26 protein-coding genes and 1 tRNA gene are annotated in these 26,958 nt (G+C 67.2%); 13 read left to right on the forward strand and 14 right to left on the reverse strand.

Going from position 1 to position 26,958, the window contains the following annotated elements; genetic code table 11:
• Positions 1 to 20 precede the first annotated feature (20 nt).
• On the forward strand, positions 21 to 863 hold the full coding sequence (gene truA, locus NDI76_RS14615; RefSeq protein WP_310924980.1) for a tRNA pseudouridine(38-40) synthase TruA: 843 nt from the start codon (positions 21 to 23) through the stop codon (positions 861 to 863).
• 75 nt (positions 864 to 938) lie between these two features.
• On the forward strand, positions 939 to 1,586 hold the full coding sequence (locus tag NDI76_RS14620; protein WP_310924819.1) for an HAD family hydrolase: 648 nt from the start codon (positions 939 to 941) through the stop codon (positions 1,584 to 1,586).
• Positions 1,587 to 1,613: 27 nt separating this feature from the next.
• Here the strand turns inward: NDI76_RS14620 and NDI76_RS14625 are convergent, their stop codons facing one another.
• A complete protein-coding gene (locus tag NDI76_RS14625) occupies positions 1,614 to 2,948 on the reverse strand; it encodes a M28 family metallopeptidase (RefSeq protein ID WP_310924820.1) in 1,335 nt (444 codons plus the stop codon).
• Between the two features lie 145 nt (positions 2,949 to 3,093).
• On the opposite strand from NDI76_RS14625, the gene NDI76_RS14630 reads away from it, so the two are divergent.
• Complete coding sequence (locus NDI76_RS14630; RefSeq protein WP_310924821.1) at positions 3,094 to 3,249, forward strand: DUF7563 family protein; 156 nt, start codon at positions 3,094 to 3,096, stop codon at positions 3,247 to 3,249.
• A gap of 530 nt (positions 3,250 to 3,779) precedes the next feature.
• Complete coding sequence (gene pepF, locus NDI76_RS14635) at positions 3,780 to 5,585, forward strand: oligoendopeptidase F (protein WP_310924822.1); 1,806 nt, start codon at positions 3,780 to 3,782, stop codon at positions 5,583 to 5,585.
• A gap of 22 nt (positions 5,586 to 5,607) precedes the next feature.
• On the opposite strand, the gene NDI76_RS14640 is transcribed toward pepF, so the two are convergent.
• The 5 genes from NDI76_RS14640 to NDI76_RS14660 form a co-directional block, all read right to left on the reverse strand.
• Complete coding sequence (locus tag NDI76_RS14640; RefSeq protein WP_310924823.1) at positions 5,608 to 6,705, reverse strand: hypothetical protein; 1,098 nt, start codon at positions 6,703 to 6,705, stop codon at positions 5,608 to 5,610.
• Positions 6,706 to 6,720: 15 nt separating this feature from the next.
• Positions 6,721 to 7,485, reverse strand: a complete 765-nt coding sequence (locus NDI76_RS14645) for a hypothetical protein (RefSeq protein ID WP_310924824.1) — start codon at positions 7,483 to 7,485, stop codon at positions 6,721 to 6,723.
• Positions 7,482 to 7,844 carry a hypothetical protein gene (locus NDI76_RS14650; protein ID WP_310924825.1) on the reverse strand — a complete coding sequence of 121 codons (363 nt, stop codon included), beginning with the start codon at positions 7,842 to 7,844 and terminating at the stop codon, positions 7,482 to 7,484. Before NDI76_RS14650 ends, NDI76_RS14645 begins: the two co-directional genes overlap by 4 nt.
• Entirely contained in the window at positions 7,841 to 8,650 is an 810-nt protein-coding gene (locus NDI76_RS14655) for a hypothetical protein (RefSeq protein ID WP_310924826.1), read from the reverse strand. Before NDI76_RS14655 ends, NDI76_RS14650 begins: the two co-directional genes overlap by 4 nt.
• Positions 8,651 to 8,864: 214 nt before the next feature.
• A tRNA-Lys gene (locus NDI76_RS14660) sits at positions 8,865 to 8,938 on the reverse strand.
• Between the two features lie 124 nt (positions 8,939 to 9,062).
• Between NDI76_RS14660 and NDI76_RS14665 the strand changes: the two genes are divergently transcribed.
• Complete coding sequence (locus NDI76_RS14665; RefSeq protein WP_310924827.1) at positions 9,063 to 10,358, forward strand: M20/M25/M40 family metallo-hydrolase; 1,296 nt, start codon at positions 9,063 to 9,065, stop codon at positions 10,356 to 10,358.
• A gap of 80 nt (positions 10,359 to 10,438) precedes the next feature.
• On the opposite strand, the gene NDI76_RS14670 is transcribed toward NDI76_RS14665, so the two are convergent.
• Together NDI76_RS14670 and NDI76_RS14675 are read right to left on the reverse strand one after the other, a co-directional pair.
• A complete protein-coding gene (locus NDI76_RS14670; protein WP_310924828.1) occupies positions 10,439 to 11,176 on the reverse strand; it encodes a DUF7119 family protein in 738 nt (245 codons plus the stop codon).
• Between the two features lie 126 nt (positions 11,177 to 11,302).
• A complete protein-coding gene (locus NDI76_RS14675; protein WP_310924829.1) occupies positions 11,303 to 11,473 on the reverse strand; it encodes a hypothetical protein in 171 nt (56 codons plus the stop codon).
• A 313-nt stretch (positions 11,474 to 11,786) separates the two neighbouring features.
• On the opposite strand from NDI76_RS14675, the gene NDI76_RS14680 reads away from it, so the two are divergent.
• From NDI76_RS14680 to NDI76_RS14690, 3 genes are all read left to right on the forward strand, one after another.
• Positions 11,787 to 12,098 carry a DUF8134 family protein gene (locus tag NDI76_RS14680; RefSeq protein WP_310924830.1) on the forward strand — a complete coding sequence of 104 codons (312 nt, stop codon included), beginning with the start codon at positions 11,787 to 11,789 and terminating at the stop codon, positions 12,096 to 12,098.
• 92 nt (positions 12,099 to 12,190) lie between these two features.
• Positions 12,191 to 13,963: a nitrite/sulfite reductase gene (locus NDI76_RS14685; RefSeq protein ID WP_310924831.1), complete on the forward strand. Its 1,773-nt coding sequence runs from the start codon at positions 12,191 to 12,193 to the stop codon at positions 13,961 to 13,963.
• Positions 13,964 to 14,066: 103 nt separating this feature from the next.
• Complete coding sequence (locus NDI76_RS14690; protein ID WP_310924832.1) at positions 14,067 to 14,399, forward strand: DUF6360 family protein; 333 nt, start codon at positions 14,067 to 14,069, stop codon at positions 14,397 to 14,399.
• Between the two features lie 309 nt (positions 14,400 to 14,708).
• Here the strand turns inward: NDI76_RS14690 and NDI76_RS14695 are convergent, their stop codons facing one another.
• Positions 14,709 to 14,906: a heavy-metal-associated domain-containing protein gene (locus NDI76_RS14695; protein WP_310924833.1), complete on the reverse strand. Its 198-nt coding sequence runs from the start codon at positions 14,904 to 14,906 to the stop codon at positions 14,709 to 14,711.
• A 110-nt stretch (positions 14,907 to 15,016) separates the two neighbouring features.
• Complete coding sequence (locus NDI76_RS14700; protein WP_310924834.1) at positions 15,017 to 16,258, reverse strand: PKD domain-containing protein; 1,242 nt, start codon at positions 16,256 to 16,258, stop codon at positions 15,017 to 15,019.
• A gap of 243 nt (positions 16,259 to 16,501) precedes the next feature.
• Here NDI76_RS14700 and NDI76_RS14705 point away from each other — a divergent pair, with 243 nt between their 5' ends.
• Positions 16,502 to 17,095 (forward strand): winged helix-turn-helix transcriptional regulator, encoded by a 594-nt coding sequence (locus NDI76_RS14705; RefSeq protein ID WP_310924835.1) that lies wholly within the window; start codon positions 16,502 to 16,504, stop codon positions 17,093 to 17,095.
• Between the two features lie 14 nt (positions 17,096 to 17,109).
• On the opposite strand, the gene NDI76_RS14710 is transcribed toward NDI76_RS14705, so the two are convergent.
• Positions 17,110 to 17,754 (reverse strand): archaellin/type IV pilin N-terminal domain-containing protein, encoded by a 645-nt coding sequence (locus NDI76_RS14710; RefSeq protein WP_310924836.1) that lies wholly within the window; start codon positions 17,752 to 17,754, stop codon positions 17,110 to 17,112.
• Between the two features lie 489 nt (positions 17,755 to 18,243).
• Here NDI76_RS14710 and glpK point away from each other — a divergent pair, with 489 nt between their 5' ends.
• From glpK to NDI76_RS14725, 3 genes are all read left to right on the forward strand, one after another.
• Positions 18,244 to 19,779: a glycerol kinase GlpK gene (glpK, locus tag NDI76_RS14715; protein WP_310924837.1), complete on the forward strand. Its 1,536-nt coding sequence runs from the start codon at positions 18,244 to 18,246 to the stop codon at positions 19,777 to 19,779.
• A 2-nt stretch (positions 19,780 to 19,781) separates the two neighbouring features.
• A complete protein-coding gene (locus NDI76_RS14720) occupies positions 19,782 to 20,852 on the forward strand; it encodes a DUF7973 family transport facilitator (protein WP_310924838.1) in 1,071 nt (356 codons plus the stop codon).
• Positions 20,853 to 20,919: 67 nt separating this feature from the next.
• On the forward strand, positions 20,920 to 22,086 hold the full coding sequence (locus tag NDI76_RS14725; protein ID WP_310924839.1) for a Cdc6/Cdc18 family protein: 1,167 nt from the start codon (positions 20,920 to 20,922) through the stop codon (positions 22,084 to 22,086).
• 231 nt (positions 22,087 to 22,317) lie between these two features.
• Here NDI76_RS14725 and NDI76_RS14730 read toward each other — a convergent pair whose 3' ends face one another.
• From NDI76_RS14730 to NDI76_RS14740, 3 genes are read right to left on the reverse strand one after another with little or no spacing between them, the layout of a single operon-like run.
• Complete coding sequence (locus tag NDI76_RS14730; protein WP_310924840.1) at positions 22,318 to 23,538, reverse strand: ABC transporter substrate-binding protein; 1,221 nt, start codon at positions 23,536 to 23,538, stop codon at positions 22,318 to 22,320.
• Between the two features lie 49 nt (positions 23,539 to 23,587).
• Complete coding sequence (locus tag NDI76_RS14735; protein ID WP_310924841.1) at positions 23,588 to 24,436, reverse strand: ABC transporter ATP-binding protein; 849 nt, start codon at positions 24,434 to 24,436, stop codon at positions 23,588 to 23,590.
• Positions 24,437 to 25,579 (reverse strand): FecCD family ABC transporter permease, encoded by a 1,143-nt coding sequence (locus NDI76_RS14740; protein ID WP_310924842.1) that lies wholly within the window; start codon positions 25,577 to 25,579, stop codon positions 24,437 to 24,439.
• A 168-nt stretch (positions 25,580 to 25,747) separates the two neighbouring features.
• On the opposite strand from NDI76_RS14740, the gene NDI76_RS14745 reads away from it, so the two are divergent.
• Complete coding sequence (locus NDI76_RS14745; RefSeq protein ID WP_310924843.1) at positions 25,748 to 26,935, forward strand: AI-2E family transporter; 1,188 nt, start codon at positions 25,748 to 25,750, stop codon at positions 26,933 to 26,935.
• Positions 26,936 to 26,958 lie beyond the last annotated feature (23 nt).

A 26,958-nucleotide genomic window follows, 5' to 3' on the forward strand; every position in this document is an offset into this window, starting at 1 on the left:
GAGGCCACCCAGATGCGTCCGTGCGCGCCTTCCGCATCGCCTACGACGGCCGACCGTTCTACGGTTTCCAGCGTCAGCCGTCGGTGCCGACGGTGGAGAACGCGCTGTTCGACGCCCTCGACCGACTGGGCGCGTTCGACGCGGCGGCGGACCGGAGACCGCCCGGCTACGCCGCTGCCGGCCGGACGGACGCCGGAGTCTCCGCCCTCGGCCAGACCGTCGGGTTCGACTGCCCGGAGTGGTGCACGCCGCGCGCGCTGAACGCCGAACTGCCCGCCGACGTCCGCGCGTGGGCGGCCGGCGACGCCCCCGAGGGGTTCCACGCGACGCACGACGCCGTCCGCCGCGAGTACGTCTACGACCGGTACGCGCCGGACGCCGACCCCGAACTCGCCCGCGCGGCGGCCGACGCCCTCTCGGGCGAACACGATTTCCACAACCTCACCGGCGACGACGTCGGAACGGTCAGGGAGACGTCGGTGCGCGTCGAACCCGACGGGGAGTTCCTCGTCGTGCGCGTCGCCGCCGACGGCTTTCCGTACCAACTCGTCCGCCGCCTCGTCAGCCTCCTCCACGGCGTCGCCGCGGGCGAGCGGTCGCCGGACGCCGTCGAGGACGTCCTCGGACCCGAACCGCTGACCGGACCCGAGGGCATCCCCACCGCGCCGCCGGAACCGCTTCTGCTCGAACGGGTGACGTATCCGAACGTGACGTTCGAGCGCGACCCGCAGGCCGCCGAGAGCGCCGCGGAGATATTCGAGTCGCGACGGCGGGACGGCCTCGTCCGCGCCCGCGTCGCCGGGCGGATTCGCGCGGGCGTGGCGGACGGGGATGGGGACGAAGACGGGAACGGCGAACTATAGAGTCTCGGTAGCCGAACGAAGCCGAACGGGGGCCTCATAGCAACCTCTTGGTGAATCGGCCTCCGACCCGCGCGTATGTGCTACGACGCGGTCATCTTCGACATCGACGGCGTCCTGACGACGCCGACGGCGATGGACGTCCGGCGGACGGCCGTGCGCGCGGCGTTCGAGGAGTTCGGGGCGGACCCGACAGCCGAGGAAGTGGACGGCGTCGTCCACGGCGGCCTGACGCGCGTTCGTCGCGTCTGCGAGGTGCACGGCGTCGACTGGGAGACGTTCTGGCCGCGCCGCGAGGCGCGGGCGGCGGCCGCTCACCGGGCGGCGATGGAACGCGATGAGAAGCGCCCGTACCCCGACGTGTCGGCGCTCTCGGAGTTCGACCGAACCCTCGCCGTCGTGAGCGACGACCAGCGCGAGACGGTGGAGGCGACGCTCGACCGATTCGACCTCGCGGACCTGTTCGACGCCGTCTACGGTCGCGAACCGACCGTCGAGGGCTACCGAAACCGCAAGCCCTCGCCGCACTACCTCGAACGCGCCGCCGAGGAACTCGGGGCCGACAGCGTCCTCTGCGTCGGCGACAGCAACGTCGACGTGCTCGCGGCGAACCGCGCGGGCGCGGACTCGGCGTTCGTCCGCCGACCGCACCGCGACGGCTACCGACTCGCCGCGGACCCGACCTACGAGGTGGAATCGCTGGAGGAAGTCGCGGCGCTCTGTTGACCGGCGGAACGTCCGCCGTCGACCCGTCTACTCCCAGTCGGCCGGCCAGAGTCCCGCGGCGCGCATCCCCGTCTCGAAGTCGGCCGCGCGGAAGGCGTCGGCGAGTTCGTCGGCGTCGAGTCGCGGCAGCGCCGAAACGTCCCGCCCGGCCAGTTCCTCGACCAAGAGCGCCGCGAGCATCCCGTGCTCTCTGATGTTTCTGTCGTCTACTTTGTCGCGCGTGTCGGCGTGCGTGTGACCCCACCCGCGGCCGCGTTCGCCGCTATCGCTGTGGAGTTGGAGGGCGGGGACGCCGGCGCGGACGAACGGCCACTGGTCGCTGAACGGGTGGGGTTCGGACTCTACCTGAATCGGGTGGCGGGTCTCGTCGGCCACTGTCCGGGCGACGTCCGCCGTCGCCTCCGAAGTGTGCGTCATCGCCACTAAGTCTCGAAAGCGCCCCGCACCGTCGACGTTCACCACGGTCTTGATACGGTCGTGGTCGAGTTCCGCCGCGAGGTGTTCCGCGCCGGTCAGCCCCGTTTCCTCGCACCCGACGCCCGCAACGCGGACGCCGACCGGGAGGTCGAGGTCGGCGAGGATTCGCGCCGCGGTGACGACGGTGGCGATGCCGCACCCATTGTCGAGGGCGCCCTCGGCGATGTCGTGGGCGTCGTAGTGCGCCAAGAGGACGATTTCTTCGTCGGTGTCGGGACCGAGGCGGCCGACGACGTTTCGGCTCTCGCCGCCGCCCGTCTCCGCCTCGACGGTCAGTCGCGCCTCGGCACCATCCTCGGCGTAGTCGGTCAGCCACCCTCCGGACTCCTTGCTGACGCCGACGGCCGGGGCGGCCGCCTCCTCGTCGAACTGTAGCGACCCGGTCGGCGGGAGTTGCCCCGGGACGTGGTTGACGAAGACGAACGCCTCCGCCCCGCGCTCGACGGCGTAGCTGAACTTCTCCATGCGGTGGACGAACCGGCCGCCCGGCGGCGTCGTCGTGGAGGCGACGGCTATCTTTCCCGCCACGTCCCGGTCGTCCACCTCGTCCGGCGTGCCGTGCCCGACGTCGACGAGTTCGCCCGTCACGTCGCCCGGCGGCGAGTACGGGAGGGCGACCGTCTCGAACTCCCGACCCCCGTCTGCCAGCGCGAGCGTCGACGACCCGCGGGTCCACGCCCGCATCTCGAACGGTTCCTCGCGCACGTCGCGGACGCCGGCGTCGAGGAGGGCGTTCGCGACGAGTCCGGCCGCGCGGCGTTCGCCGCCGCTGCCGCCCATCCGGTTCCCCAGGCGAGTCAGATTCGTCAAGAACTCCCACGGTTCGTCGTCGGTCCACGCCCGTCCGAGGGCGGCGTCTCTCTCGGTGCCGTCGCGGCGGTCCATACCACGCTGTCACCGGAGCGGCCGAAAGAGGTTGTGGAGACGGCCGGACGGGCCGGAGACGACCCCCGTCGACGACTCCGAGAACCACAGCTCATACGGGGAATGGCCCTAAATTTTATCCACAATTACCGCTAAAAACAGGTCGATGCCGAAGTGTGATAACTGCGGTTCGTTCGTGACGACGGAGTACGTCCGCGTGTTCGCTCCCGAAGATATGAAGAATCCGCGGGTGTGCCCGAGTTGCGAGGACAAGGTCAGAGACGGTGGCGACGTGCGGGACGCCCGCGCGACCCGCCACTGAGCACTGTCCGGTATCGAAACGACCGTTCGGTCGGCTTTTCGACGGCGGGCGCCGTGGTAGGCGTCCGTCAACCCCACTCTTTCGCCGCCGAGTGACTGCTCTCTCGGGGGCGAACGTCCCGCGACCCAAACCACTTAGGCGACACCCATACACCCTTCCCGGCTGTACGTGTAGGTACGGCACGGGCGTGACGGCGTTCGTGCCACGAGACGTCCGACGTTCGTCGGAACGTTGCGAGCCGGTCTCCCCGACTCGGTTCGCGGGTAGGCACCCCGATCCCACCCCACCCTCAACCCCCCACCCCACCCCCCACCCCTTCCCTGAATCCCCGCCTGCACGCGGCCCGCGGCGCCGTCCCCCCCACCTCGGCGCCCCGGTCGCCCGCGGTCCCTCCGTTCCCACCCCACCCCCACTCCCTTTCGCGCGACGCTACTCCTGGAGCCACGCGTTCGACCGCCGAGAGCGCGACGAACCGGCAGGCCCGCCGGTAATCGACAAAGCTTACCACGATACCGCCGCTCTCGGGAGGTATGAGTTCGGTTCCCGAGCGGAGCGACATCGACGCCGAGTACAAGTGGGACTTAGAGAGCATCTACGCGAGCGACGAGGACTGGGAGGCGGCGTTCGAGGACGTGCAGGGTCGGATTCCGGACCTCGCCGACTACGAGGGACGCGTGACCGAGAGCCCCGAGACGCTTCTGGAACTGCTCGAACTGGAGGAGGAACTGATGCGCGACGTCTCGAAGGTGGTGAGTTACAGCAGCCTTCGGAGCGCCGAGGACACGCGAAACCAGGAATATCAGGCGCTGCAGGCGAAAGCCGAGTCGCTGGCGTCGGAGGCGCGGTCGACGGCGAGTTTCGTCGAACCCGAGCTACAGGAACTGAGCGAGGAGGAACTGTCGGGGTTCCTCGAATCGGAACCGGAACTGCGGGAGTACGAGCACTACTTCGACGACGTGCTCCGGACGAAGCCGCACACCCGCTCGGCCGAAGTCGAGGAACTGCTGGCCGAGTTGGGCGAAGTGGCCAGCGCCCCGAGCGACATCTACGGGATGCTGTCGAACGCGGACATGACGTTTCCGACGGTGGAGAACCCCGAGGGCGAGGACGTCGAGATATCGCAGGGGAACTTCACGAAACTGCTGAAACACCCCGACCGGGAGTTCCGCCGGACGGTCCACGAGGAGTTCTACGACGAGTGGGCCGACGTCCGCAACTCCGTCGGCACCGCGCTGAAAAACAGCGTGAAGAAGGACGTCAAGTACGCGAACGCGCGCCGCTACGACACGGCGCGGGAAGCGGCTCTCGACGGCCCGAACGTCCCCGTCGAGGTGTACGACAACCTCGTGGGGACGGTCCGGGACAACCTCGACTACCTCCATCGCCACGCCGAACTGAAGCGGCGGGCGCTCGGGGTCGACCAGTTGGAGGTGTGGGACCTCTACATGTCGCTGACGGGCGACGAGGGGCCGGAGGTCAGCTACGAGGAGGCCAAGGAGTACATCGTCGAGGCCGTCGCCCCCCTCGGAGAGGCGTACCAATCGCGGGTCGCGGAGGGCCTGGAGGACCGCTGGGTCGACGTCTACGAGAACCGGGGCAAGCGCTCGGGGGCGTTCTCCTCGGGCACCTACGACACCCAGCCGTTCATCATGATGAACTACCAGGACGACATCGCCTCGATGTATACTCTTGCGCACGAGTTGGGGCACTCGCTGCACTCCGAACTCGCCAAGGACGAACAGCCCTGGCAGTACGCCGACTACACCATCTTCGTCGCGGAGGTGGCCTCGACAGTGAACGAGACGCTCCTCACCCACTACCTCCTGGAGAACGTCGAGGACGACGAGTTCCGCACGCACGTCCTCGACGAGTACCTCGAACGCTTCCGCTCGACGCTGTACCGCCAGACGATGTTCGCCGACTTCGAACACCAGATTCACTCGATTTCGGAGGAGGGCGGTGCGCTGACGCCCGACCGATTCGACGAACTGTACGGCGACCTGAAAGGGGAGTTCTACGCGAACGCGAACGTCGACGACAGAATCGCCCGCGAGTGGATGCGTATCCCGCACTTCTATTATAATTATTATGTGTATCAGTACTCGACGGGCATCTCCGCCGCCGTCGCTATCGTCGAACGCATCCTGAACGGCGACGAGGAGGCCGCGGCCGACTACCGGAAGGCCCTGGCGCTCGGCGGGTCGAAGTATCCCATCGAGGTACTGGAGACGGCCGGCGTCGACATGGCCTCGCCCGAACCCATCGAGTCCGCGCTGTCGGTGTACGGCGACTACCTCGACGAGGCGGCCGACCTGCTGGACCTCGAAGACGAGTAGGAGAGACGGAGGCCGGGACCGCTCACCGCTTGCCGCGCGCCGTGGAGAACCGCCCCGACTTCCCCATGTCCGACCGCGAGGAGGGAACCGTCGAGAGGCGGCCGCGGGACCCGGACGTCGACCGCGTCCGGTCGTCGTCCGCGCGTTCTTTTTCCGCGTCGTCTTCGGCTTCTTCGACCGCGTCCGCCTCGGCGGCCTCCTCGTCGACGTCGGCCGCCTCCGCATCGGCGTCCGCGTCCGCTTCGGCCGCCGCCTCGTCGTCGCCGACGAGTTGCCGCAGGCGGTCGACGTGGTCCTCCAGTTCGAAGAGTTCGTCGTCTCCGTCGGCGTCGGGTTCGCCGTCGGTATCGGAGTCAGAGTCGGGGTCGGGGTCGGAATCGGCATCCGAATCATCGCCGTCGTCGTTCACCGCCTCCGCGGCGGCGTCGACGACGGTTTCGGCGGCACCCTTCTCCGCGTCCTCGCTCTCGCCGCCGTCGTCGGCTGACTCCTCGTCCTCGTCGCCGGCCATCGCGTCCGCGGCCGCGCCGACGACGGCTTCGACGGCGTCCTCCGCCGCGCTGTCGTCTTCGGCGTTCGGGTCTTCGTCTTCGGCATCCGTCGCGTCGGCGGCCTCGGAGTCGGGCGTCTGGCCGTCCGCGTCCGATTCCGTCGATTCGTCGCCGCCGCTCGCCTCGTCGCCGCCGAGGATGTGCCCGAGTCGGTCGATGTACTCTTCGAGGGCGACGCCGCCGTCGTCGGCCGTCTGCGCGTCGCCGACGACGCGGTCCACGCGCACCGCTCGCTCCTCGGCAGACAAGTCGGACCACGACTCGCCGAGGTCGGCGAGTTGGAGCAGCGTCCGGAGTTCGACGATGGCGTCCGGGTCGGCGTCGCGGATGACCGCCGGGAGGTCGACCGGCGAGACGTCGTCGGGGGCGTCCTCGAATCCGGTGACGGCCAGCAGTTCGGAGAGGGACGCTTCGGAGAGGGCGTCGGCGAGTCGCTCGGCCGGGTCGCGAAGCGTCTCCGCTCGCTCCCCGTCGAGTTCGTCGTCGCCCTCGGCGTGTACCTCCTCGGCCGTCGTCGCTGCGTCCTCGAACGCGACGGCGAGTTCGGAATCTGACTCTGAGTCGGTCATGCTCTCTCCTCGTCGCTACGACGATTCGTCGTCGTCGCTCTCGTCGCTTTCGGTCGACTCCTCGGTCTCCTCGCCGTCGTCAGCCTCCTCCGCGTCCGAGTCGGCGTCGCCGTCGGCCTCCCCCTCGGAGGCGTCGGCATCCTCGTCGAAGTTGTCGACGATGTCGTCGATCATCTCGTCCCGCGAGAGGTTCGCCTTCACGCCGGATTCCTTGGCGATGGACTGTATCTTCGAGTACTCCATCATCTCCAGCAGTTCGCGGTACGTCTCCTTGCGGAGTTCGTCCATGTCGCCGGCGGCGAGTTTCTCGGCCGCGTTCTCGGCTTCCTCCGCGGCGGCGTCGGCGGCTTCTTCGGCCGTGTCCCCCGCGCTCTCGGCGGCGTCCTCGGCCTGCTCCGCCGCGTCGCCGGCGGCGTCCGCCGCCGTCTCGCCGCGCGCTTCGAGGGAATCGACGAACCCGCGGAGCGCGTCCCCGATGGGCTCTTTGAACTCGGGCTTTTTGAGCGTCCGCCCGACGGCGAGGAGGAGCGACCGGCCGAAGCGGGCCGACAACGAGGGGTCGTCGTCGCTCCAGAACGCCAGCTTCGAGAGCACCCAGTTCACGACGCCGCGACCGAGGAGGCGACCGACCGTCTCCCCGAGCGTCTCGCCGATGGACCGGCCGAGCGACTCGCCGTCCAGGTCCTCGGTCACGTCGCCGCCGGTGAGCGCCGACCCGACGTCTACCTCGTCGACCACGTCTCTTGCCACGTCGTTAGCGAGGTTGGAGGCGTCCGTCACGACTCTTCACTCTCCTCGTCGCTGTTAGCCCCGCTCTCGCTCTCCACTGCGTCTTCGCTCCCGTCCGACTCGTCGCCATTGGTTTCGGCTTCGGATTCGGTGTCGGCGTCCGTCTCGTCGTCCGCCGACTCGGGGTCGGACTCGGATTCCGAGGACTCACCCGACAGCGCCGCGTCGAGTACGCTCGCGCCGACGACGCCGCCCAACCACGCGCCGAGGTGACGGCCGAGGAACGCGCCGATGGTCTCGCCGACCGGCGCGTCCTCGTCTTCGAACTCCTCGGCCAGCGGCGTGTCCGCGAACACCTCCGCGAAGTCGACGTTGTCGAAGGCGTTACGAAGGGTCGACTCCTCGCTCATGCTTCCGACCCGGAACCGGACTCCTCGTCGTCGTCGGAGTCCGAGAACATCTGCGTGATCAGTTCTTTCAGCACCGAGGTCAGAATCTCCTGCAGGGGGACGTCCTCGAAGGCGTCGCCCATCGACTCCTTCGCGGAGGAGAACGCCGAGGAGACTCGGCTCTCGGAGTCCTCGCCCTCCTCACCTTCTTCGCCCTCCTCGTCGCCGCCCATCAGGTCGTCCATCATGCTGTCGCCGTCCTCGTCGCCCATCAGACCCTCGAAGAGGCTCCCGCCCATGAGGTTCGACAGCAGACCGCTTCCGCCGTCGCCGAGGAGTCCCGACACGGCGTCAAGGAGGTTGCCCAGGAGGTTTCCGGGACCGCTGACCGCCGACACGTCGAGTTCGACCTCTTCGAGGTCGACTTCGAGGCCGAGGAGGTCGAGGAACAGTCCTTCGAGGTCCAGATAGAGGATGCTCGTCCCTTCGTCTTCTTCCTCTTCCTCTTCTTCCTCTTCTTCCTCCTCCGCTTCCTCTTCTTCCTCGGCTTCGTCGGCGTCCTCCTCTTCTTCGGACTCCTCGTCGCCTTCTTCGGACTCCTCCTCGTCCGAGTCGTCTTCCTCTTCCTCCGTCCCGTCCTCCGACTCCGTCTCGGCCTCGGTCTCCTCTTCGGTTTCAGCGTCGTCCTCCGAGGCTTCGTCCTCGCTCTCGTCCTCCCCGCCGTCGGTCATGAGTCGACCGTCGTTCGGGGACTGCATCGTCCGCAGGGCGTCCGGCGTCTCGTCGGATTCGACCGTCTCGTCGCGTCGGCTAGGAGCGTCTGTCATGTACTCGAATAACTTCTCTCGGCCCGCACAAATCCATTGTGGCAGATACCCTCCGAGAGTTACGAATTTGCGTGCTTCAGGCTTCGTATGACAGCGAGACCGAGATAATTTTTGGAGAGGAAGTGTGCGAATAGTAAGGACGGAAACCGAGCGTGAGAGTCAGACGCTCGCTCCGCAGGACGACACCGCTCGCTGACGCTCGCGGGTCTTAGAACGGGCCGGGAGGGACTTGAACCCCCGACCGTCTGGTTAAAAGCCAGACGCTCTGCCAAACTGAGCTACCGGCCCTCAAACGCTCCTAACTGGCGGGCGGTGATAAGCGTTTACAAATACGTGGAAAACGGGCGACTTCACGGCGAACCGGTCTCCGTCGCGTAGGCTCTTGTACCGTGACATCGTGGGTCGAACCACCATGGATGAACATCCCGCCGACACCCCGATGGGGGCATTCGTCGGCCGACTGCTCCGCTTTCAGACCACCGACGGCGCGGAGGCCGAAGCGCAGACGTGGCTCCGCGAGAAGTTCGAGGAGTTCGACTTCGACGTCTACGAGTGGACCGCCGACGCGGAGACGCTCGCCTCGCACTCGTCGTTCCCGGACGACCCCGACGAGATAGACGTGAGCGACCGACCGAGCGTGGCCGGCGTCGCGGAGTTCGGCGACCCCGACGCGGGGCCGACGCTGGTGCTGAACGGGCACACCGACGTGGTTCCCGCGGACACGGAGAACTGGTCGTCGGACCCCTACGAACCGGTCTGGACCGACGGGGAGCACGGCGTCGAACTCACCGCCCGCGGCGCGGCGGACATGAAATCCGGTTTGGGCGCCTGCGTCTTCGCGGCGCGCGACCTGCTCGAACGCGCCGAGAGCGGCGAGTTGGCGGGCGTGAACGGGCGCGTCGTCGTGGAAGCCGTCGTCGGGGAGGAGGAGGGCGGTATCGGGGCGGCCGCGGGGGCGCTGGATAACCCCTACCCGTTCGACCGCGACGCGGCCATCGTCGCCGAACCGACGGAACTGCGCTGCGTCACGGCGACAGAGGGGACCGTGATGAAGCGCCTGCGAATTCGCGGGCGGGCGGCCCACGCGGCGACGCGGTGGAAGGGCGAGGACGTGCTTCCGCACTTCGAGCGCATCCGGCAGGCGTTCTTCGAGTTGGAGTCCGAACGCGGCGAGTCGGTGTCGCATCCGCTGTACGACGATTACCCCATCCCGTGGCCCGTCGTCGTCGGCATCGTGCGCGCGGGGTCGTGGTCGTCGTCGGTGGCCGGGACGCTCACCGCCGAGTGGCGCTTCGGCGTCGCGCCCGGCGAAACGGTCGACGAGGTGGAGGCGCAGTACGAGGAGCGGTTGGCCGACGTCGTCGCCGACAGCGAGTGGCTCTCGGAGCACCCGCCGTCGTTCGAGCGGTTCACCATCCAGTTCGAACCGGCCGAGATAGACGCCGGCGAACCGGTCGTCGAGTCGCTCCGCGCGGCGATGACCGATACGGGGCACGCCGACACCGACCCGACGGGGGCGACGTACGGCGCGGACTCCCGGCACTACGTGGCCGCGGGGATTCCGACCGTCGTCTACGGGCCGGGTACGGTCGAACAGGCGCACTTCCCCGACGAGACGATTCCGTGGGGGGAGGTGGAGACGGCGAGGAAGACGTTCGTCGAGGCCGCGGCGCGGTATCTTCGCACCGTCGGTCGTACGGGCGAGTAGTCTGCTGTCGGAGCCTTCGTTTCGCCAGCGCGAGCACCGATGCCCGTCGTACCTCCGTCGGTGGATTACGGCCGACGGTATCAGTCGAAGTAGCTGTCGAGGGCGTCGTCGACGATGTCGCCCGGCGGCCGGTTTTCGAGGGAGGCCCGGCGCCGGAGTTCGCGGTACTGGTCGGGCGAGAGGCGGAGTTCGACGCGGCCGAAGCGCACGCCGCGTTCGGCCAACGCCTCCCCGACCGGGCGGCCGTCGTTCACCTCGCTGGCGACGCGGCGGACCTCTCTGACGGTGAGGTCGCCGTCGAGGACGGCCCAGGCGAGGTCGAAGCGGTCGGGGCCGGCGACGCGAGCGATGTGCTTCGCGGCCGTCGGCGCGATGCGCCCGCGGGCGACGTACCTGCGGACGGCCTGCGGCAGGTCGTGGACGCGCGCCCACTTGCGGATGAACGCGACGGAGACGTCGCCGCCGGCGCGTTCGGCGGCCGCCTTGTACGACCCGACGCCGCGGACGAGGGCCGCGCAGGCCGCCGCGCCGCGGAGCATGTATACGTTGTCCTCGTCGCCGACGGTGTTCTCGGAGAAGGCGCGGACCGTGTCGGCGGCCTCCGCGACGCTGTCGGGGTCCTCGGGGTCGAAGCCGACGGCCTCGTCCGCGCGGTCACCCGTGACCGCGGGGTCCGCACGGACGACGGGGCGACCGACCGGTTCCTCGCGGTCCGCCGGGAGCGGTCGTCGCCCTCCGTCGGTCGCGGGCGAGTCGCTCGTCGCTCGGCCGTCCTCGGCAGGGCCGTCGTCGCCGACCGGACGCTCGTCGTCCGTCATTCGTTGCTTCGACTAACGGTCCAGCCGACAAAAGCGTCTCCCTGCCCGGCAACGTCTGCGGCCGGCGACGGGAGGGTCCGGGGAGGCGCCGCGGCCCGCGTGACGGACGGAGCGTCCGTCACCGGGTCACTCGTCGCGGCCCTCGGAGAGGTGCTCCCAGATTTCGGTGCAGCCGGCGCCGTCGTCGAGCGACTGCAGGTGCTCGTAATCGTCGTCGGTCTCCTCGTCCCCGTCGGACGACTCGGGCAGTTCCTCGTCGGGCGTCGGTTCGGTGTCGGATTCGAGGTCAGGACTCATTCGTGGAGTAGAGAGGTGCGGGCGTACAGTTCGGGCGCGACGTCAGCCGAGACGTGCTGTCTTCGACCAGATGGTCGGTCTATCGTGTCGGTCATCGAATAGTCGAAGGGACGGCACGCGGATAAGCACCCCTTCGGGAGTAATCCGTACCTTTACTCCGGGAAAGGGGAATCGATTGCTGGTAACTCGGACGCGAAATAAAGGCCGAAACCGGCCGCAGTCTGCTGATTCGGTCGCCGAACTACCGTCACCGACGGAGTCGTCGTTTGCTCGCGCCGTCAGAGTGGCGTGGCGCGCCCCCGTACCATCGACGATGGTAGTCGCCCTTCGCATCCTCGACGACGGCGCGTGGGTGTCGGTCAACGACGACCGGAAGGTGAGCGTGAGCGAACTCTGGCGCTTTCCGGGCCGAGAATTCTGCGGGTGCGACCTGACCGACATGGTCGTCGAGGGCTTCGTTGATGTCGGCGTCGACGGCCGGACCGTCGAGGCTCGGACGTACGGTCAGTGCATCGCCTGCGGGGAGTCCGCGACGACAGAGTGGATGCCGGTGGGACGCATCGTCGACGGCGAGTTCCGCCACATCGACCGCGAGGGCGTCCTCCGCCCGGTAGTCCGCGAGTAACCGGAGAAAATTTCCCCTATGTCAAAGCACCGGGAAGGGTTGACGTGAGGAAGCGTTCTTTGGGGACGCCGGACTAGGGGTGAGATAAGACCATGCCAACGGATGTAGAGCGGTGGAAATCTGAGGTGTACGGCAACGAGATACGAGAGCATCTGTACGAGTTCGCCGAGGAAGGCTGGGAGAGCATCCCCGAGGACGAACACGACGCCTGGTTCGAGCGCTTCAAGTGGTGGGGACTGTACCACCAGCGGAACGGCCAAGAGTCGTACTTCATGATGCGCATCGGGACGCCCAACGGCGTTCTCGAACCCGGCCAACTGCGCGTCGTCGGCGAGATAGCCGACGAGTACGCCCGCGGACCGGGGACGAACCCCATCTTCGGCGACGCCTACGCGGACTGGACGACGCGGCAGTCCATCCAACTGCACTGGATCCGCATCGAGGACGTGCCCGAGATATTCGAGAAACTGGAGGAGAACGGCATGTCCACCCAACAGGCCTGCGGTGACTCCTGGCGGAACATCGTCGGCAACCCCGTCGCCGGCAAGGACGCCGAGGAAGTCATCGACGCGTGGCCCGTCATCCACGACCTCAACGAGGAGTTCAAGGGCAACGAGGACCACTCGAACCTCCCGCGCAAGTGGAAGGTGTCCGTGACCGGGTCACCCGACGGGTCCGGACAGGGCGACATCAACGACCTCGCCTTCGAACCGGCCTACAAGGAGACCGACGGCGAGGAGGAAGTCGGCTTCAACGTCCGCGTCGGCGGCGGCCTCGCCCGCAACGAGGAGCGCTTCGCCCGCGACATCGACGTGTGGGTGCCGTCCGAGAAGGTTTCGGACGTCGCCGGTGGTCTCTCGGCGCTGTTCCGCGACAAGGGCGACCGCGAGAACCGCTACAACGCCCGCATCAAGTTCCTCGTCGACGAGTGGGGGCCGGAGAAGGTCCGGGACACCCTCCAGGAGGAGTACGTCGACTTCGAACTCGAAACCGCCGGACGCGACGTCCGCGAGGAGTACACGTACAACGCCGGGAACGGCGGCCGCAACGACCTCATCGGCGTCCACGAGCAGAAAGACGGAAACTACTTCGTCGGTCTGAACGTCCTCGTCGGTCGGATGGGCGCCGACGACGTCCTCGAACTCGCCGACGTCGCCGACGAGTACGGCTCCGGCGAGGTGCGCCTCTCGCAGCGTCAGAACGTCATCATCACGGACGTTCCCGAGGAGGACCTCGACGCCCTCCTCGAAGAGGACCTCCTCGACGACTACTCGCCCGACCCCTCGCCGTTCATGCGCGGGTCGGTCGCCTGCACGGGGACCGAGTACTGCTCGCTCTCCATCGTGGAGACGAAGAACAGACAGGTCCGCTACGCGCGGTGGCTCAAGGAGAACGTCGACCTTCCCGACGACGTCGACGAGTTCCACATCCATCTCTCGGGCTGTACGGCCTCCTGCGCCCAGCCGCAGATAGCCGACGTCAGCCTCCGCGGCATGAAGACGCGCAAGGACGGCGAACCCGTCGAAGCGCTTGACATCGGCCTCGGCGGCGGCCTCGGCGAGGAACCGAAGTTCGCCCGCTGGGTCACCCAGCGCGTCCCCGTCGACGAGGTGCCCGGCGCCATCTCGAACCTCATCGAGCGGTTCGCCGAAGAGCGCGAGGACGGCGAGAACTTCCGCGAGTTCGTCGGCCGCCACGACGACGAGGAACTCGACGAGTACGTCGAACCCGAGGAGACGGACTACGAGGACCCGATGATGCACAACACGAAGATGACGTGGTACCCCTACGCGGACGACGACGACATGGGCTCCAGTCCGGCCCCGGCGTACCCCGACGACACGCCGATGTCGGCCGACGACTGAATCGGGTCGACCGCGGCGAATCCGACTTCTCCGTTTTTCGCGCCTCGCCAGCGCCGCCTCCCGGAGGCGTCACGCACATGCCCGCCCGCCGATAACGGGGAGTATGCCCAACAGACTGCTGCGCGTAAACGCGTACACGACGTTCGACATGTTAGACGCCGAGGCCGTCAGCCACGAGTTCACCGAGGAGGCGTTCGCCGTCCTCAACGTCACCGCGCCGCGGAAGAACCCCGACCACGTCCGCCTCGAACTCGAACTCGACAACAGCCAACTCGACCATCTGCCGGCGCACGCCGAGAAGGTGACGCTCACGGCCGAACAGGCCCGGACGCTGGCCGGCGAACTCGAGGAGTACGCGGGACGAGTGGAGGCGGCGCAGGCCGAGGACGATGGAGACGACAGAGGCGACGGCGAGGACGGAAACGGCGAGGAGTAGTTCGGAAGCGGACCCGCCGCTCGGCGGGCGAGTTCTCGAAAGGTGTCGCGTCGAAATCGCGACGGAATGGGGGGGTGGGTGGGGAGTTCCGGGGGGAGATGGAACACCGTCGCGTATGGTGGGTGCCAGTTCGACGCGCGCCCTTTTCTAGGGCCTCGACATACATATAACCAACAGTTTTCTATCCTGTACCTAGACAGTTCCGAAGTGAAGAACGAAAGCGGCTGCGGCGTCGACGGGCGGCCGTCGGCGCGCCTCGGACGGCGCGGTGGTGCGGTTACAGCGTCGTCCGGCGGACACCTGGCCGACTCAGGCCGAAGCGTCGTACCCGGCGTCTTCGACGGCCGCGACTAAGTCGTCCGCGTCCGCGTCGCCTTCGACAGTCGCGGAGGCGGCCTCTCGGTCCGCGGAGGCCGACTCGACGCCGTCGACACCCGACAGCGCTTCCTCGACGGTCTGTTCGCAGTGCTCACAGCTCATGCCTTCGACGGTGAGTGTCCGAGTCATCGCACCTCCGACTTACCGCCTGCGGCTTATCTCCCTTTCTCTTGGGAAACCATCGCTCGGGCGCTGCTCTATCGAAGAAACGAAAGTCGGGGACCGCGACGTTCGCGGCGTTACTCGGTGTCGAACTGCGCGTTGTAGCGGCGTTCGATGTCGAGTCGCTGTTCGCGCGTCAGTCCGTCGAGCGGGTCGTCGTAGCTGGTGTCGTAGATGCGGTAAGCCAACTGCCCGCGGGTGGGCATGTGCTTGTTGTCCTCGTTGACCCACGGCTGGCGGTCGTACAGTTCGACGATCTGACCGGCGGAGTCGACGCTCACGTTCCGGAAGTCGTGACCCCACTTCGCCTGCGATATCTCGTCCTTCGAGAGCGCACCGCCCGTGTCGCCGAACTGGGCGTCGAAGCTCTCTTGGACGTCCACGCGGGCGTCGAAGCCGAGGTTCTCGAAGGAGTCGCCGTACTTCTCCTGGGCGAGTTCCTCGCGGGTCTGCACGGAGGCGGGGTCCCAGTCGCCGTCGGGTTGGCGCAGGTAGAGTTCGTACACCGTCGCGGCGTCCTCGGTGCTCAGTTCGTCGAAGTCCGACCCGAAGGTGGCCTGCGCGATGGTGTCGTTGCTCGCCTTCGCGGAGGTGTCGTCGGCGTCCGAGTCGCCGTCGTCAACGGTCGAGTCGCCGTCGTCAACGGTCGAGTCGTCGCTCGTCTCCGAGTCGTCCTCGGCGGTCTGGCCGCCGTCCGAGTCAGCGTCGTCGACGTCGGTCTGGTTGCCGTCCTCGGAGGCGTTCGTCGGCTCCTCCTTGTCGTCGTCTCTCGACTCAGTGACGGTGACGACGACCGTATCCGTCGCGGAGGCTCCGTCGGCGTCGGTGACGGTGACCTCGAAGGTAAGCTGGGTGTTCAGTTTCGACTCGGGGGGGAAGAACTTGGGCGTCGCCGTGTCGGCGCCGCGGAGTTCCACCTCTTCGCCGGCGACTTGGGTCCACTCGTACGTGAGGTTCGCGTCGTCGCCGTCGGAGTCGGTCGACCCGGTTGCGTCGAGGGTGGTGAGCGTCCACTCGCGGGCGGTCACGTCCTCTCCGGCGTCGGCCGTCGGGGGTTCGTTCGCGCGCGCGACGGACTCATCGTCCGCGTCGCCGGCGTCGGTCGTATCGGACTCGGTCGTGGTGTCCGTCGGCGTCGGTTGTTCGGTCGGTTCGTTCGATTGAGACGTCGGAGTCGACTGCTCGACGGCCGCGGCCGCATCGTTCGCGGCGGGGGCGACGTCCGCTCCACCGCTCTGACCGGTGAAGAGGAAGGCTCCGCCCGCGAGCGCGACGATGCCGACGACGGCGACGAGTACGACTGTCAGTTGACGATTCATTGTTGTTTCCGTGACCTCTACGAATACGTGTACTATCCATCGGTTTCGTTATAGAGCACCGAAGACGGGAGGTAGCGCCCGTGTAACGCCGGATGTTCGAGTTCGGAGAAACGGGACGACGAGAGCCGAACGCTGGTGAACCGATTCGGGCACCTTCGAAAGCAAGGTTTCGAGCGGTATCGGGCGTATAACTCGCGGCTAGGGGGTGCAAAACGCTATGTGCTCCGAAGGCCGACTGGGGGTATGCGCGAGTTGGACGACACCGACCTCCGGATACTCGAACTCCTGACCGAAGACGCGAGACGCCCGTTCAGCGACATCGCCGAGCGGGTCGACCTCTCGCCGCCCGCAGTGTCCGACCGAGTGGACAAGCTTCGAGACTCGGGCGTCATCAAGCGATTCACCGCCGACATCGACCGTTCACAGCTTCGGTCGGGGGTCCCGGTATTGGTCCGTCTCGAACTTTCCTCGACGGATATATCCGCCGTCAGGGACTCGCTACGCGCCTCCGAAGCGGTCGAACACGTGTTCGTCACCGTCGAAGACGAACTCCTGTTCTCCGCGCGGTTCCCCGCGGACCGGGTTCGCGAGGGCCTCGACGAGACGGTGGACCTCGCGCGCGTCGCGGACTACGAAGTGACCGTCGTCGCGGACACCGAGTGGACGCCGAGCGTCGGCGGAACCGAGTTCGCACTCACCTGCGCGGAGTGCGGCAACACGGTGACGAGCGAGGGGGAGACCGAACGCTTCGGCGGCGAGCGCTACCATTTCTGCTGTTCGTCCTGCACGGCCCGCTTCCGCGAGCAGTACGAGCGTCTCAGCGCCGGCGCCGAGTAACGCCGCGAATCGTCTCAGAGGGGAACGTACGTCTCGTTACCGGCGTAGTCGGGGACGCGAAGGTGCGTAACGGAGGTACTGCCGCCCGAGACGGTCGTTTCCACGATGACCTCGTCGCCCCGTTCGAGTGTCGCCGACTCCCCGCCTTCTATCTGCGAGGCGTTGAGGTAGAAAACGAACTCCTCGCCGGTTTCGAGCATCAGATCGCCGTCGCCGAGGCTCTGACTGGCGTTGAACGCCTCGTGGGCGTCCCCCGTCGACGGCGCGGCGGCGCCGGAACCGTTGAACGTGAGCGTCTCCGCGGCGTGCGGCCCGACCCACTTGATAGTGAGATCGGAGACGTTCACGTCACCCGCGGCGGCGCGGGGGCGTACCCAGAGGCGGACGGTGTCGATAGTGCGATTCGGCACGCCGTCGTCGACCTGTCCGGTGACGTGACCGGTGGCGCTGACGACTTCAACGCCGTTGACCACGCGGTCGACGCTCTGCCGCCCCACGTCCTCGGCCGTCGCCTGTAGCGACGCGGCAGTGTTTATCAGTACGCCGGCCGCGACGGCGGCGACGAGGACCATGGCGATGAAGACGACGAGCGTCCCGATTCCGACCTGTCCCCGATCCCTCGATTCAACGGCCGACGACCGCTGGCGCACTCGGTTCATATCGTCTACCGACACAGTCTCGAAGTATTACTCTAGGGCTCTCAATATCAATAACGATATTAAAGAGAGGAGACAGCGGGAACAATACAGAGATTGGATGAATCGTAGTATCGAAACGTACTCTGAGTCCGAGCGACGATTTCGAAAACGGTCGCTCCGATTCGATTCGAATGGAGGGACGGCGGTCGACGCCCGACGAGTCATCGGTGTATTCTCTACCTACACCTCCAATCGCCCAATGAAAAACGGCGGCGGACGTCCGCGACCGCCGCAGTATCCCCGGAGCGCACTCCGTAATCGCTCCGTCGTCAGTGTCCGATCGAAGTCACCGAAAGGTGATTTCGGGTCTGTAACCGTTTCAGGGTAAGTGAGAGTCAATCTCTGCGAACCGTGGGAGATGCTGACGCAGAAGAAAAGGTTTATCATGAACATATGAGATTCTTATGCAGAGAGCGGCACCGCGAGTAAAATTCGTGCCGCGACCGAACAATGACAGAAGACACCTACGTCGGTGCGATCGATCAAGGCACCACCGGAACCCGTTTCATGGTCTTCGACCACGACGGGCGAGTCGTCGCGAACGCATACAAGAAACACGAGCAGATCTACCCCGAACCCGGCTGGGTCGAACACGACCCCGAGGAGATTTGGGAGAACACCGAGGCGGTCATCCACGACGCACTCGACGACGGGAACCTCGACGCCTCGCAGTTGGAGGCCATCGGCATCACCAACCAGCGCGAAACCACCCTCGTGTGGGACCGCGAGAGCGGCCGTCCCATCGCCAACGCCATCGTCTGGCAGGACCGACGCACCACCGACCGCGTCGAAGCCCTCCAGGACGAGGGCAAAGAAGAGTGGGTTCGCGAGAAAACGGGCTTAGAGCCGGACGCGTACTTCTCGGCCACCAAAGCCGAGTGGCTCCTCGACAACACCGACCAGATTAAACTCGCCCGCATGCGCCCCGACGACGTCCGCGATAGGGCCGAAGCTGGCGAGTTGATGCTCGGCACCATCGACTCCTGGCTCATCTACAACCTCACCGGCGAGCACATCACCGACGTCACCAACGCCTCCCGGACCATGCTGTTCAACATCCACGACATGGACTGGGACGAAGAGCTCTTAGAGGAGTTCAACGTTCCCGCCGAGATGCTCCCCGAAGTTCGTCCCTCTTCGGACGAGGCGACGTACGGGTCGACGGACGCCGACGGATTCTTGGGAGCCGAGATTCCGGTCGCGGGGGCGCTCGGCGACCAGCAGGCCGCCCTGTTCGGCCAGACCTGCTACGACGCCGGCGACGCCAAAAACACCTACGGCACCGGCTCGTTCATGCTCATGAACACCGGCGAGGAAGCCGTCAGCAGCGAAAACGGCCTGCTCACCACTGTGGGCTTCCAGCGCTCGGGCGAACCCGTTCAGTACGCCCTCGAAGGCTCCATCTTCATCACGGGCGCCGCAATCGAGTGGCTCGAAGACATGACGCTCATCGAGGACGCCGCCGAAACCGAGGAACTCGCCCGCTCGGTGGACTCGACGGACGGGGTGTACTTCGTCCCCGCGTTCACGGGCCTCGGCGCGCCCCACTGGGACCAGCGCGCACGCGGCACCATCGTCGGGATGACCCGCGGCACCCGCCGCGAGCACGTCGTTCGCGCCACTTTGGAATCCATCGCCTTCCAAACCCGCGACGTCGCCGAAGCCATGGAGTCCGACAGCGGTATCGACCTCTCCTCGCTCCGCGTCGACGGCGGCGCGGTCAAGAACAACTACCTCTGTCAACTCCAAGCGAACATCGTCGGCTCCGAAATCGTCCGGCCGCAGGTCGACGAGACGACGGCGCTGGGGTCGGCGTACGCGGCGGGGCTGGCGGTCGGCTACTGGAGCGACCTCGACGAACTCCGCGATAACTGGCAGGTCGACCGCGAGTTCTCCCCCGATGAGGGCGCCGAGAACGTCGACGAGCGGTACGGACGCTGGACCGACGCCGTCGAACGCTCTCGCGACTGGGCGCGGGAGAACTGACCATGAGCGGACTCGCGCTACAGATTCCGCTCATCGGGATGGGGACCGAGGAGTTTCTCATCCTGCTCATCACGGCCCTCGCCGGCGGCGCGTTCGGGGCCGCCCTCGGGGCGCTCCCCTCGTTCATCTTCACGGGGTTCGTCGTCTTCCTCGGCGAGGGGCTGGCGATACTCGAAGGAAACCTCGGCGGGGTCGGCGGGATTCCCGCCGGCGAAATCGCGACCGGAGTCACGGGCGTCATCGGGTTCGGCGCCATCACCGGCCCGCACATCGCGTTCGCAGGGGGCGTCGCCGCCTCCGCCTACGCGGGCAAGAAGTACCCCGAAATGGGCCCCACCGAGGGCTACCACTTCGGGAAAGAGATCACCTACGCCTTCGGGACGAAGCCCGATATCCTCGCGGTGGGCGCCGTGTTCGGCGTCGTCGGTGTCATCATCAACCAACTCGCGGCGGGTATCGGCCTCCCGGTTGACACCATCGCGCTGACGGTGTTCCTCTCGGCGGTGCTCGTCCGCGTCGCCTTCGGCTACCCGCTGGTCGGCAAACCGGCCGGAGACGGCTACCTCGACATGTCGCCCTTCGAACGCGGCGAGGAGCGGACGATGACCGACGGCGGCGTCGAGCGCGTTCGGCCGGCGACCGAACCGTGGCTCCCCCACCAGTACGAGTGGTCGGGCGTCACGGTCATCGGTCTCGTCGGCGGGATACTCGGCGCCTACATCTGGTTGGAGACGGGGAGCTTCTTCCTCGGCTACGGTATCTCCGCGGCGTCGCTGCTGTTCCTCAACCTCGGCGTCGAGAAGATTCCCGTCACGCACCACATCACGCTGCTGGGCTCCAGTGGCGCCGCCATCGGGGCCGCCGCCGTCGGCAGTCCGCTCGTGGCGTTGCTCGTCGGCGGCGTCTTCGGCGCGCTCAGCGGCCTCCTGGGTGAGGTGACCCAGCGCGTCTTCTACGCGCACTCGGGGACGCACGTCGACCCGCCGGCGATGGCTATCACCATCATGACGGTGGTCATCGGCGTCCTCTACCTGGTCGGTCTCCTCCCCAGTTCGGCCTACCTCGGCCTCTGAACCGTCCGCGAGCGGTACCCGCTCCGCCGAACGCCCTCTCACTCGCCCGACTCGGGCGGTGTTCCGGATGAACCTCGAAGAACGAATCCTTCAACGTAAGCGTCGCCGCGACAGGCGGCAGTTGCTGCTCGAAGAGGCATCGCTGAGTCCGGTCTGGCACCCCGAGGAACCGGTCGGTCGCGGCCCGACCGTCGAGCGACTCCTCGACCGACTGGAACCAGTGTTCGACCACCGCGCGCCGGAGAACGTCTACGTCCGGGGACCGGCGGGGTCGGGGAAGTCGGCCGTCGTGACGGCGCTGTTCGCCCACCTCGCCCGACTACTCTCCTCGCCGGAGGACTCCATCGTGACGACGACGCGCGGAGGGAGCGCCGAGAACCGCTCGTTCGCGTACGTCGACCTCCGCGAAACGACGAGCGAGTCCGAGTTCTACCACGCCGTCCTCGACGCGACGACGAGCGAGTCCGTCCCGCGGCGCGGTCTCTCCACGTCGGACCTCCGCGGACGCGTCGACGGCCACCTCCGCGGCGGCCGCGTCCTCGTCGTCGCCCTCGACCACGTTGACGAGGACGGAACCGACCGACTGGCATCGTTCACCGGCGAACTCGCGAGCCTCGGCCACCGCACCTCGTGGGTCGCCGTCGGCCGCGGAGCGCCCGAGGACGTCCTCCCCGACCCGCGGGCGACGGGCGAGGTCACGGTGGAACCGTATCACCGCGCGGAACTGGCCGACGTGCTGACCGCGCGCCTGTCGACGGGAGTGACGCGGGACGCGACGACGCACCAGCAGGTTCGTCGCCTCGCGGCGTGGGCCGAAGGGGACGCGCACGACGCCCTCGCGGCCATCCTCGGTGCGGTGGACGCCGCACTCGAAGCGGACAGCGACGTGATAGAGGACGAGCACTTCGACGCCGGGATGGGCTCGGTCCCGCGACCGTGCGTCTCTCTCGGCCGCGTGTTGGCGCTCTCCGCGAACCGGCGGGCCGTCCTCAGACACCTCGTTCGGCTCCCGCCCGAGGACCGCGCCTCCGTCGGCCGCGCCGCCGCGGCCGTCGCGTCCTCGGCGTCGCTCTCGGAGAGCACCATCACCCGGTACCTCTACGAGTTCGCCGAGGCCGGTATCGTCGAACGCGTCCCCGTCGAAGGCGCGCACGGGGCGGGTCGGCCGCCGAGTCGCGTCGAGACGCGCGTGCCGACGCGGGCGTTCCTGCGACTCACGCGCGGCGACGACTGAGGCGTCGGTCGGCCGCGTCGTCGGGGCGCGCGCCGGTCGGCCGTTCGGCCGTTCGACCGTCGAATCTCGACCGCCGCCGTTCGACAGCCTCTTACGCCGGCGGAGCGCATCTTCGAACGGAGCGGGCGGTCTGCGACGTAGGATACCGGAGACCTCCCCCGTTCCTTCTGAAAGAAAACGTCGACCGCGGAGCGCGCCGACCCGGGAGCGCTGGACCGGTGGGCCGCGCGCTCAGAAGTTTCCGTTGACGATGTCGGAGACGCGCTGGCGGTCGAACAACTGTCCTTCGGCGCCGTACAGGTCCTTCGCCGCGCGTTCGGTGACGACGAGGTTCGTGATCGGACCCTGGTACAGCGGACCGCCGCGGTAGACGTCACCGCTCTGCACGGCGCTGAGTTGGCTCGCGACGCTCTGGTTCTTCATGTATTCGACGACCGTGTTCTGGAACTCTTCGGCGGTCTTGCTCTCGTTGCCGCGCAGCAGGAGGACGTCGGGGTCGACTTCGAGGAGCGTCTCGTAGTCTATCTCGCCGCGGGACTCGTGGAAGTCCTTCACGTCCGTCTCCGCGAGGGCGTCGCGGACCTGCAGGTCGCGCCACTGCTTGAAGCTCGTCCCCTCGCCGATGAGGTACGGCGAGAACGTCTCGGGGTTGTCGACCGGTTGGGGCCAGAGGATGGCGACGGCGGGCCGTTCGGACTCCGAAGAGGGAACGACGTTCGAGACGTTCGACTGGAACTGCTCGTGCAGCGACGCGAACGCCTCGTAGCGCTCCTGCTCTTGGAACACCTGCGAGAGCTTCTCGAACGCCTCGTACAGCGAGAGGTACGGGTAGCTCTCGTGCCACCCGTAGCCCGTCGAGAAGATGCTGTTGCCGAAGAACGGGGCGACCTGATTCGATATCTCGTCGACGTCGGCCTGCTCCCATCCCTTGAACCGGTTCAACAGGAAGTTGGGGTCGATGACGTGCACGTCGCCGTCGAGTTCGTAGAACACCTCCTTGCTCACGCCGTCGGAGTAGAGGGCCGTCATCCCGCTCTTGTCGACGGAGACGTCCGGAATACCGTCGTAGTAGCGGGTGTGGTAGCGAGAGGGAAGCCAGACCCCCTTCGGGGGGTCCTGTCCGAGTGCGACGCCCATGTCGGCCCAACTGCCGTTGTTGGCAACCCACGTTTCGGGGACGCCGTCGAACTCGATGGTGCCGACGGGCGGCATCGTAACCGAGTAGGACTCGCCGGACGCCGCTTCCTCCGTTCCCTCCTCGGTCTCCGATGCGGATTCGGTCGCCGACGCGGCGGCCGCCTCCGTATCCGTCGCCGATTCGGTCGCGCCCGCGCCGGTCGTTCCCTCGCCGGAACCGCCGGAGCAGCCCGCCAACAATCCCGTCGCCGCCAGTACGCCGCTCGCCTTCAGTACGTCCCGCCGAGTGCGGGACCGCGAACCGTCATCTGTCATCGGTTTTTAGGCTCGCCTAAACAATCAAAGGTGTTTCGAAGTCCGGCGCTCAGAGGGAGTGTTTGGGGACGATTTCGGGGTCGGGCGTGTAGTTGACGGCCGCCTCGACCCGAAACACGTCCGCGAGGAGGTCCTCGGTGACGACTTCGCGCGGCGGACCCCAGTCGTACACTTCGCCGTCCTTCAGCGCGATGAGGTAGTCGGCGAACCGCGCGGCCTGCGCGATGTCGTGGAGGACGACGGCGACGGTGACGTCCCGTTGCTCGTTCAATTGTCTGACCGTCTCCATCACGCGGAGTTGGTGGTGGAGGTCGAGGAACGTCGTCGGTTCGTCGAGGAGGAGCACGTCGGTGTCCTGTGCGAGCACCATCGCGATCCAGGCGAGTTGTTTCTGCCCGCCCGAGAGGTTGCCGAGCGTCTTCTCGCGGAGGTGGTCGACGCCCGCGAGGTCGATGGCGCGTTCGACCGCCTCGTGGTCTTCCTCGCCGGTCTGCTCGAAGAAGCCGCGGTGCGGGTAGCGTCCGTGGTACACCAACTCCTCGACGGTGAGCGACCCCGGCGACTCGTTCTCCTGGGAGAGCAGACCGAGTTCGCGGGCGAACTCCTTGTCGTCGTACTCCTGGATGGTCTTGCCGTCGAGGAGCACCGACCCCGCGTCGGGAGTCAACTGCTTGGCGAGCGACTTCAACAGCGTGCTCTTCCCGCTCCCGTTCGGCCCGACGAGCGCGGTTATCTCCCCGCGCGGGATATCGATTCGGTCGCACTCGACGACCGGCCGTTCGCTCGTGGGGTACGACAGCGTGAGGTCGTCGCCGACAAGCGCGCCGTCCCGCTCTTCGTTCTGTGCGCCGTCCGTCGTCGTGCTCGTGTGCTCGTGCTCGTGTTCGCTCTTGGCCATTCAGACATCACCCAGGTTCTGCTGTTTCCGCATCAGATAGAGGAAGTAGGGACCGCCGATGAGGCCCGTGACGATGCCGACGGGCATCTGCACGGGGTTCAACGCGAGTCGGGCGCCCACGTCGGCCACGACCATCAGCGCGGGGCCGACGAACAGACACCCCACGGTCAACCGCTTGTAGTCGCTCCCGACGAGGTTCCGGACCACGTGCGGGACGATGAGGCCGACGAAGCCGACGATGCCCGCGACGGCGATGGCGGCGCTGGCCGCGAGGATGGCGACGCCCGAGAGCATGAACCGAGTCCGCTCGACGGACATCCCGAGCGACCGGGCCGTCTGCTCGCCGAGGAGCAGGACATTCAACTGCCTCGCGCCGAGCACCGCCAGCACGACGGCCAGCGTCGTCGACGGCAGCGCGAGTCGGACCTGCTCCCAGTCGACGCCCGTCAGCGAACCCGTGGTCCACGCGATGGCGCTCTGGACGACCGCGAGGTCCTCGGCGAAGAAGAACAGACCCGTCTGCAGCGACTGAAACACCGTCGAGACGATGACGCCCGCGAGGACGAGTCTCACCGGGGAGGTGCCGTTCTGCCACGCGATGACGTAGACGAGGAAGAAAGCGAGTGCGCCGCCGAAGGCGGCGATGAGCGGCAGGAACGGCGCGAGTCCGGAGAAGACGACCAGCGTGAGGAGGATGGCGAGACCGGCGCCGGAACTCACGCCGAGGATGTAGGGGCTGGCGAGTTCGTTCCGCGTGACCGCCTGGAAGATGGCGCCCGAGACGGCGAGATTCGCGCCGACGAGGACGCCGACGAGGACCCGCGGCAGGCGGATGTTCCAGACGATGAGCGTCGCGGTCGGGAGTTCCGGTAGTTCGCCCCGGAACCCGGTGACCGCCCGCATCAGGTTCTCGCCGAGCAGGAAGTTGAGCATCCAGTGGGGGTCGAACAGGACGGCCGTATCGAGGACGGCGCGCCACGCCTGCCCGAGCGTCATGGAGTAGGAACCGAAACTCACCTGCACCAGTCCGCCGAGCACCACGATGAGAACGCTGCTCAGACAGACCGACACGAGCGTCGCGTCGACCCACCCGAGCAATCGCTCGCCGCCAGCGAACCGACCGGTTCCCGCGTCTCCAGACATCTTCGCTTTAGGTATACCTAAACAGTAGGTAAATCACTTACGACATCGACAGGGTTACGCGGGCGACTTCGAGACGGGGTTTCGACGGAACGAGCGGACGATATCCGGGGGGCCGGCGACCGTCGCAGCGGGGAAGGGGTTTTGCCCCCGTCTCCCTAAGAGACGACGATGCAGTTCGGCTTCACTTCGACGATCGACCGCTCTCGGGCCATGTGGTGGTTGCTCGGACTCGCCATCTTCCTCGTCCTCGCGTTCGTCGCCGAGGCGTACTTGGGAACGTTCATGCTGGGCCTGTTTCTGTACTACGCGACGCGGCCCGTCTACAACCGTATCCGGCACCGCGTCGGCCAAGAGAGCCTCGGCGCCGCCGCGGCGCTGCTCGTGCTATCGCTCCCCATCGTCATCCTCGTGGGCTACACCGCGCTGGTCGCCTTCCAGGAACTGAGCGCGTTCGTCGGGCAGAACCAAGACGGTCTGTGGGCGACGCTGGAACCGTACCTCGGTTCGTTCGACGCGGTCAGAAACCCCAACGAACTGCTCGGGACGCTCCTCGAAGACCCGCGCGCGCTGTTCGGCGTGACCGACACGGCGACCGTCGGCACGCTCCTCGCCTCGCTCGCCGGGACGGCGTCGTTCGTCCTCGGCGCGGCCCTGCAACTGTTCATCGCCTTCGCCTTCGCGTTCTACCTGTTGCGCGACGACCGGCGTCTCGCCTCGTGGACGCGCGAGAACCTCTCGGGCGAGGGCGGCGTCGTCAACGCCTACATGGCCGCCGTCGACCGCGACCTGAAGACCATCTACTTCGGCAACATCCTCAACGCGTTCGCCATCGCCGTCATCGCCGCTGTCTCCTACAACGTCATCAACCTGTTCGCGCCCGCCTCGATGTCCATCCCGTCGCCGACGCTTCTGGGCGCACTGACGGGCGCGGGCAGCCTCATCCCCGTCGTCGGGATGAAAATCGTGTACGTGCCGGTGACGATTCTTCTGGCCGTCGAGGCCGCCCTGACCGACCCCGCGACGCTGTGGGTCGCGCTAGTGTACGGCGGCGTCTCGCTCGTCATCGTCGACACCATCCCCGACTTCCTGCTCCGCCCGTACGTCTCCGGGCGCAACCTCCACACCGGGACGGTGATGTTCGCCTACATCATCGGCCCCGCGCTGTTCGGCTGGTACGGCCTGTTCTTGGGTCCCCTGCTCCTCGTCGTCGGCGTCCACTTCTTCCGCATCGTCCTCCCCGAGTTGGTCACCGGGGAACCGCTGGACCCCGACGCGCGCGGCGACAATCCGCTCCGAAGCGACGACGACCAGCGGACCATCGCCGAGTTCGGACCGACGGCCTCGGACGACGACTGACGAGGGAACGGACCCTCCGTCTC

This window comes from Halogeometricum sp. S1BR25-6, from assembly GCF_031624495.1.
Classification (GTDB): Archaea; Halobacteriota; Halobacteria; order Halobacteriales; family Haloferacaceae; genus Halogeometricum; species Halogeometricum salsisoli.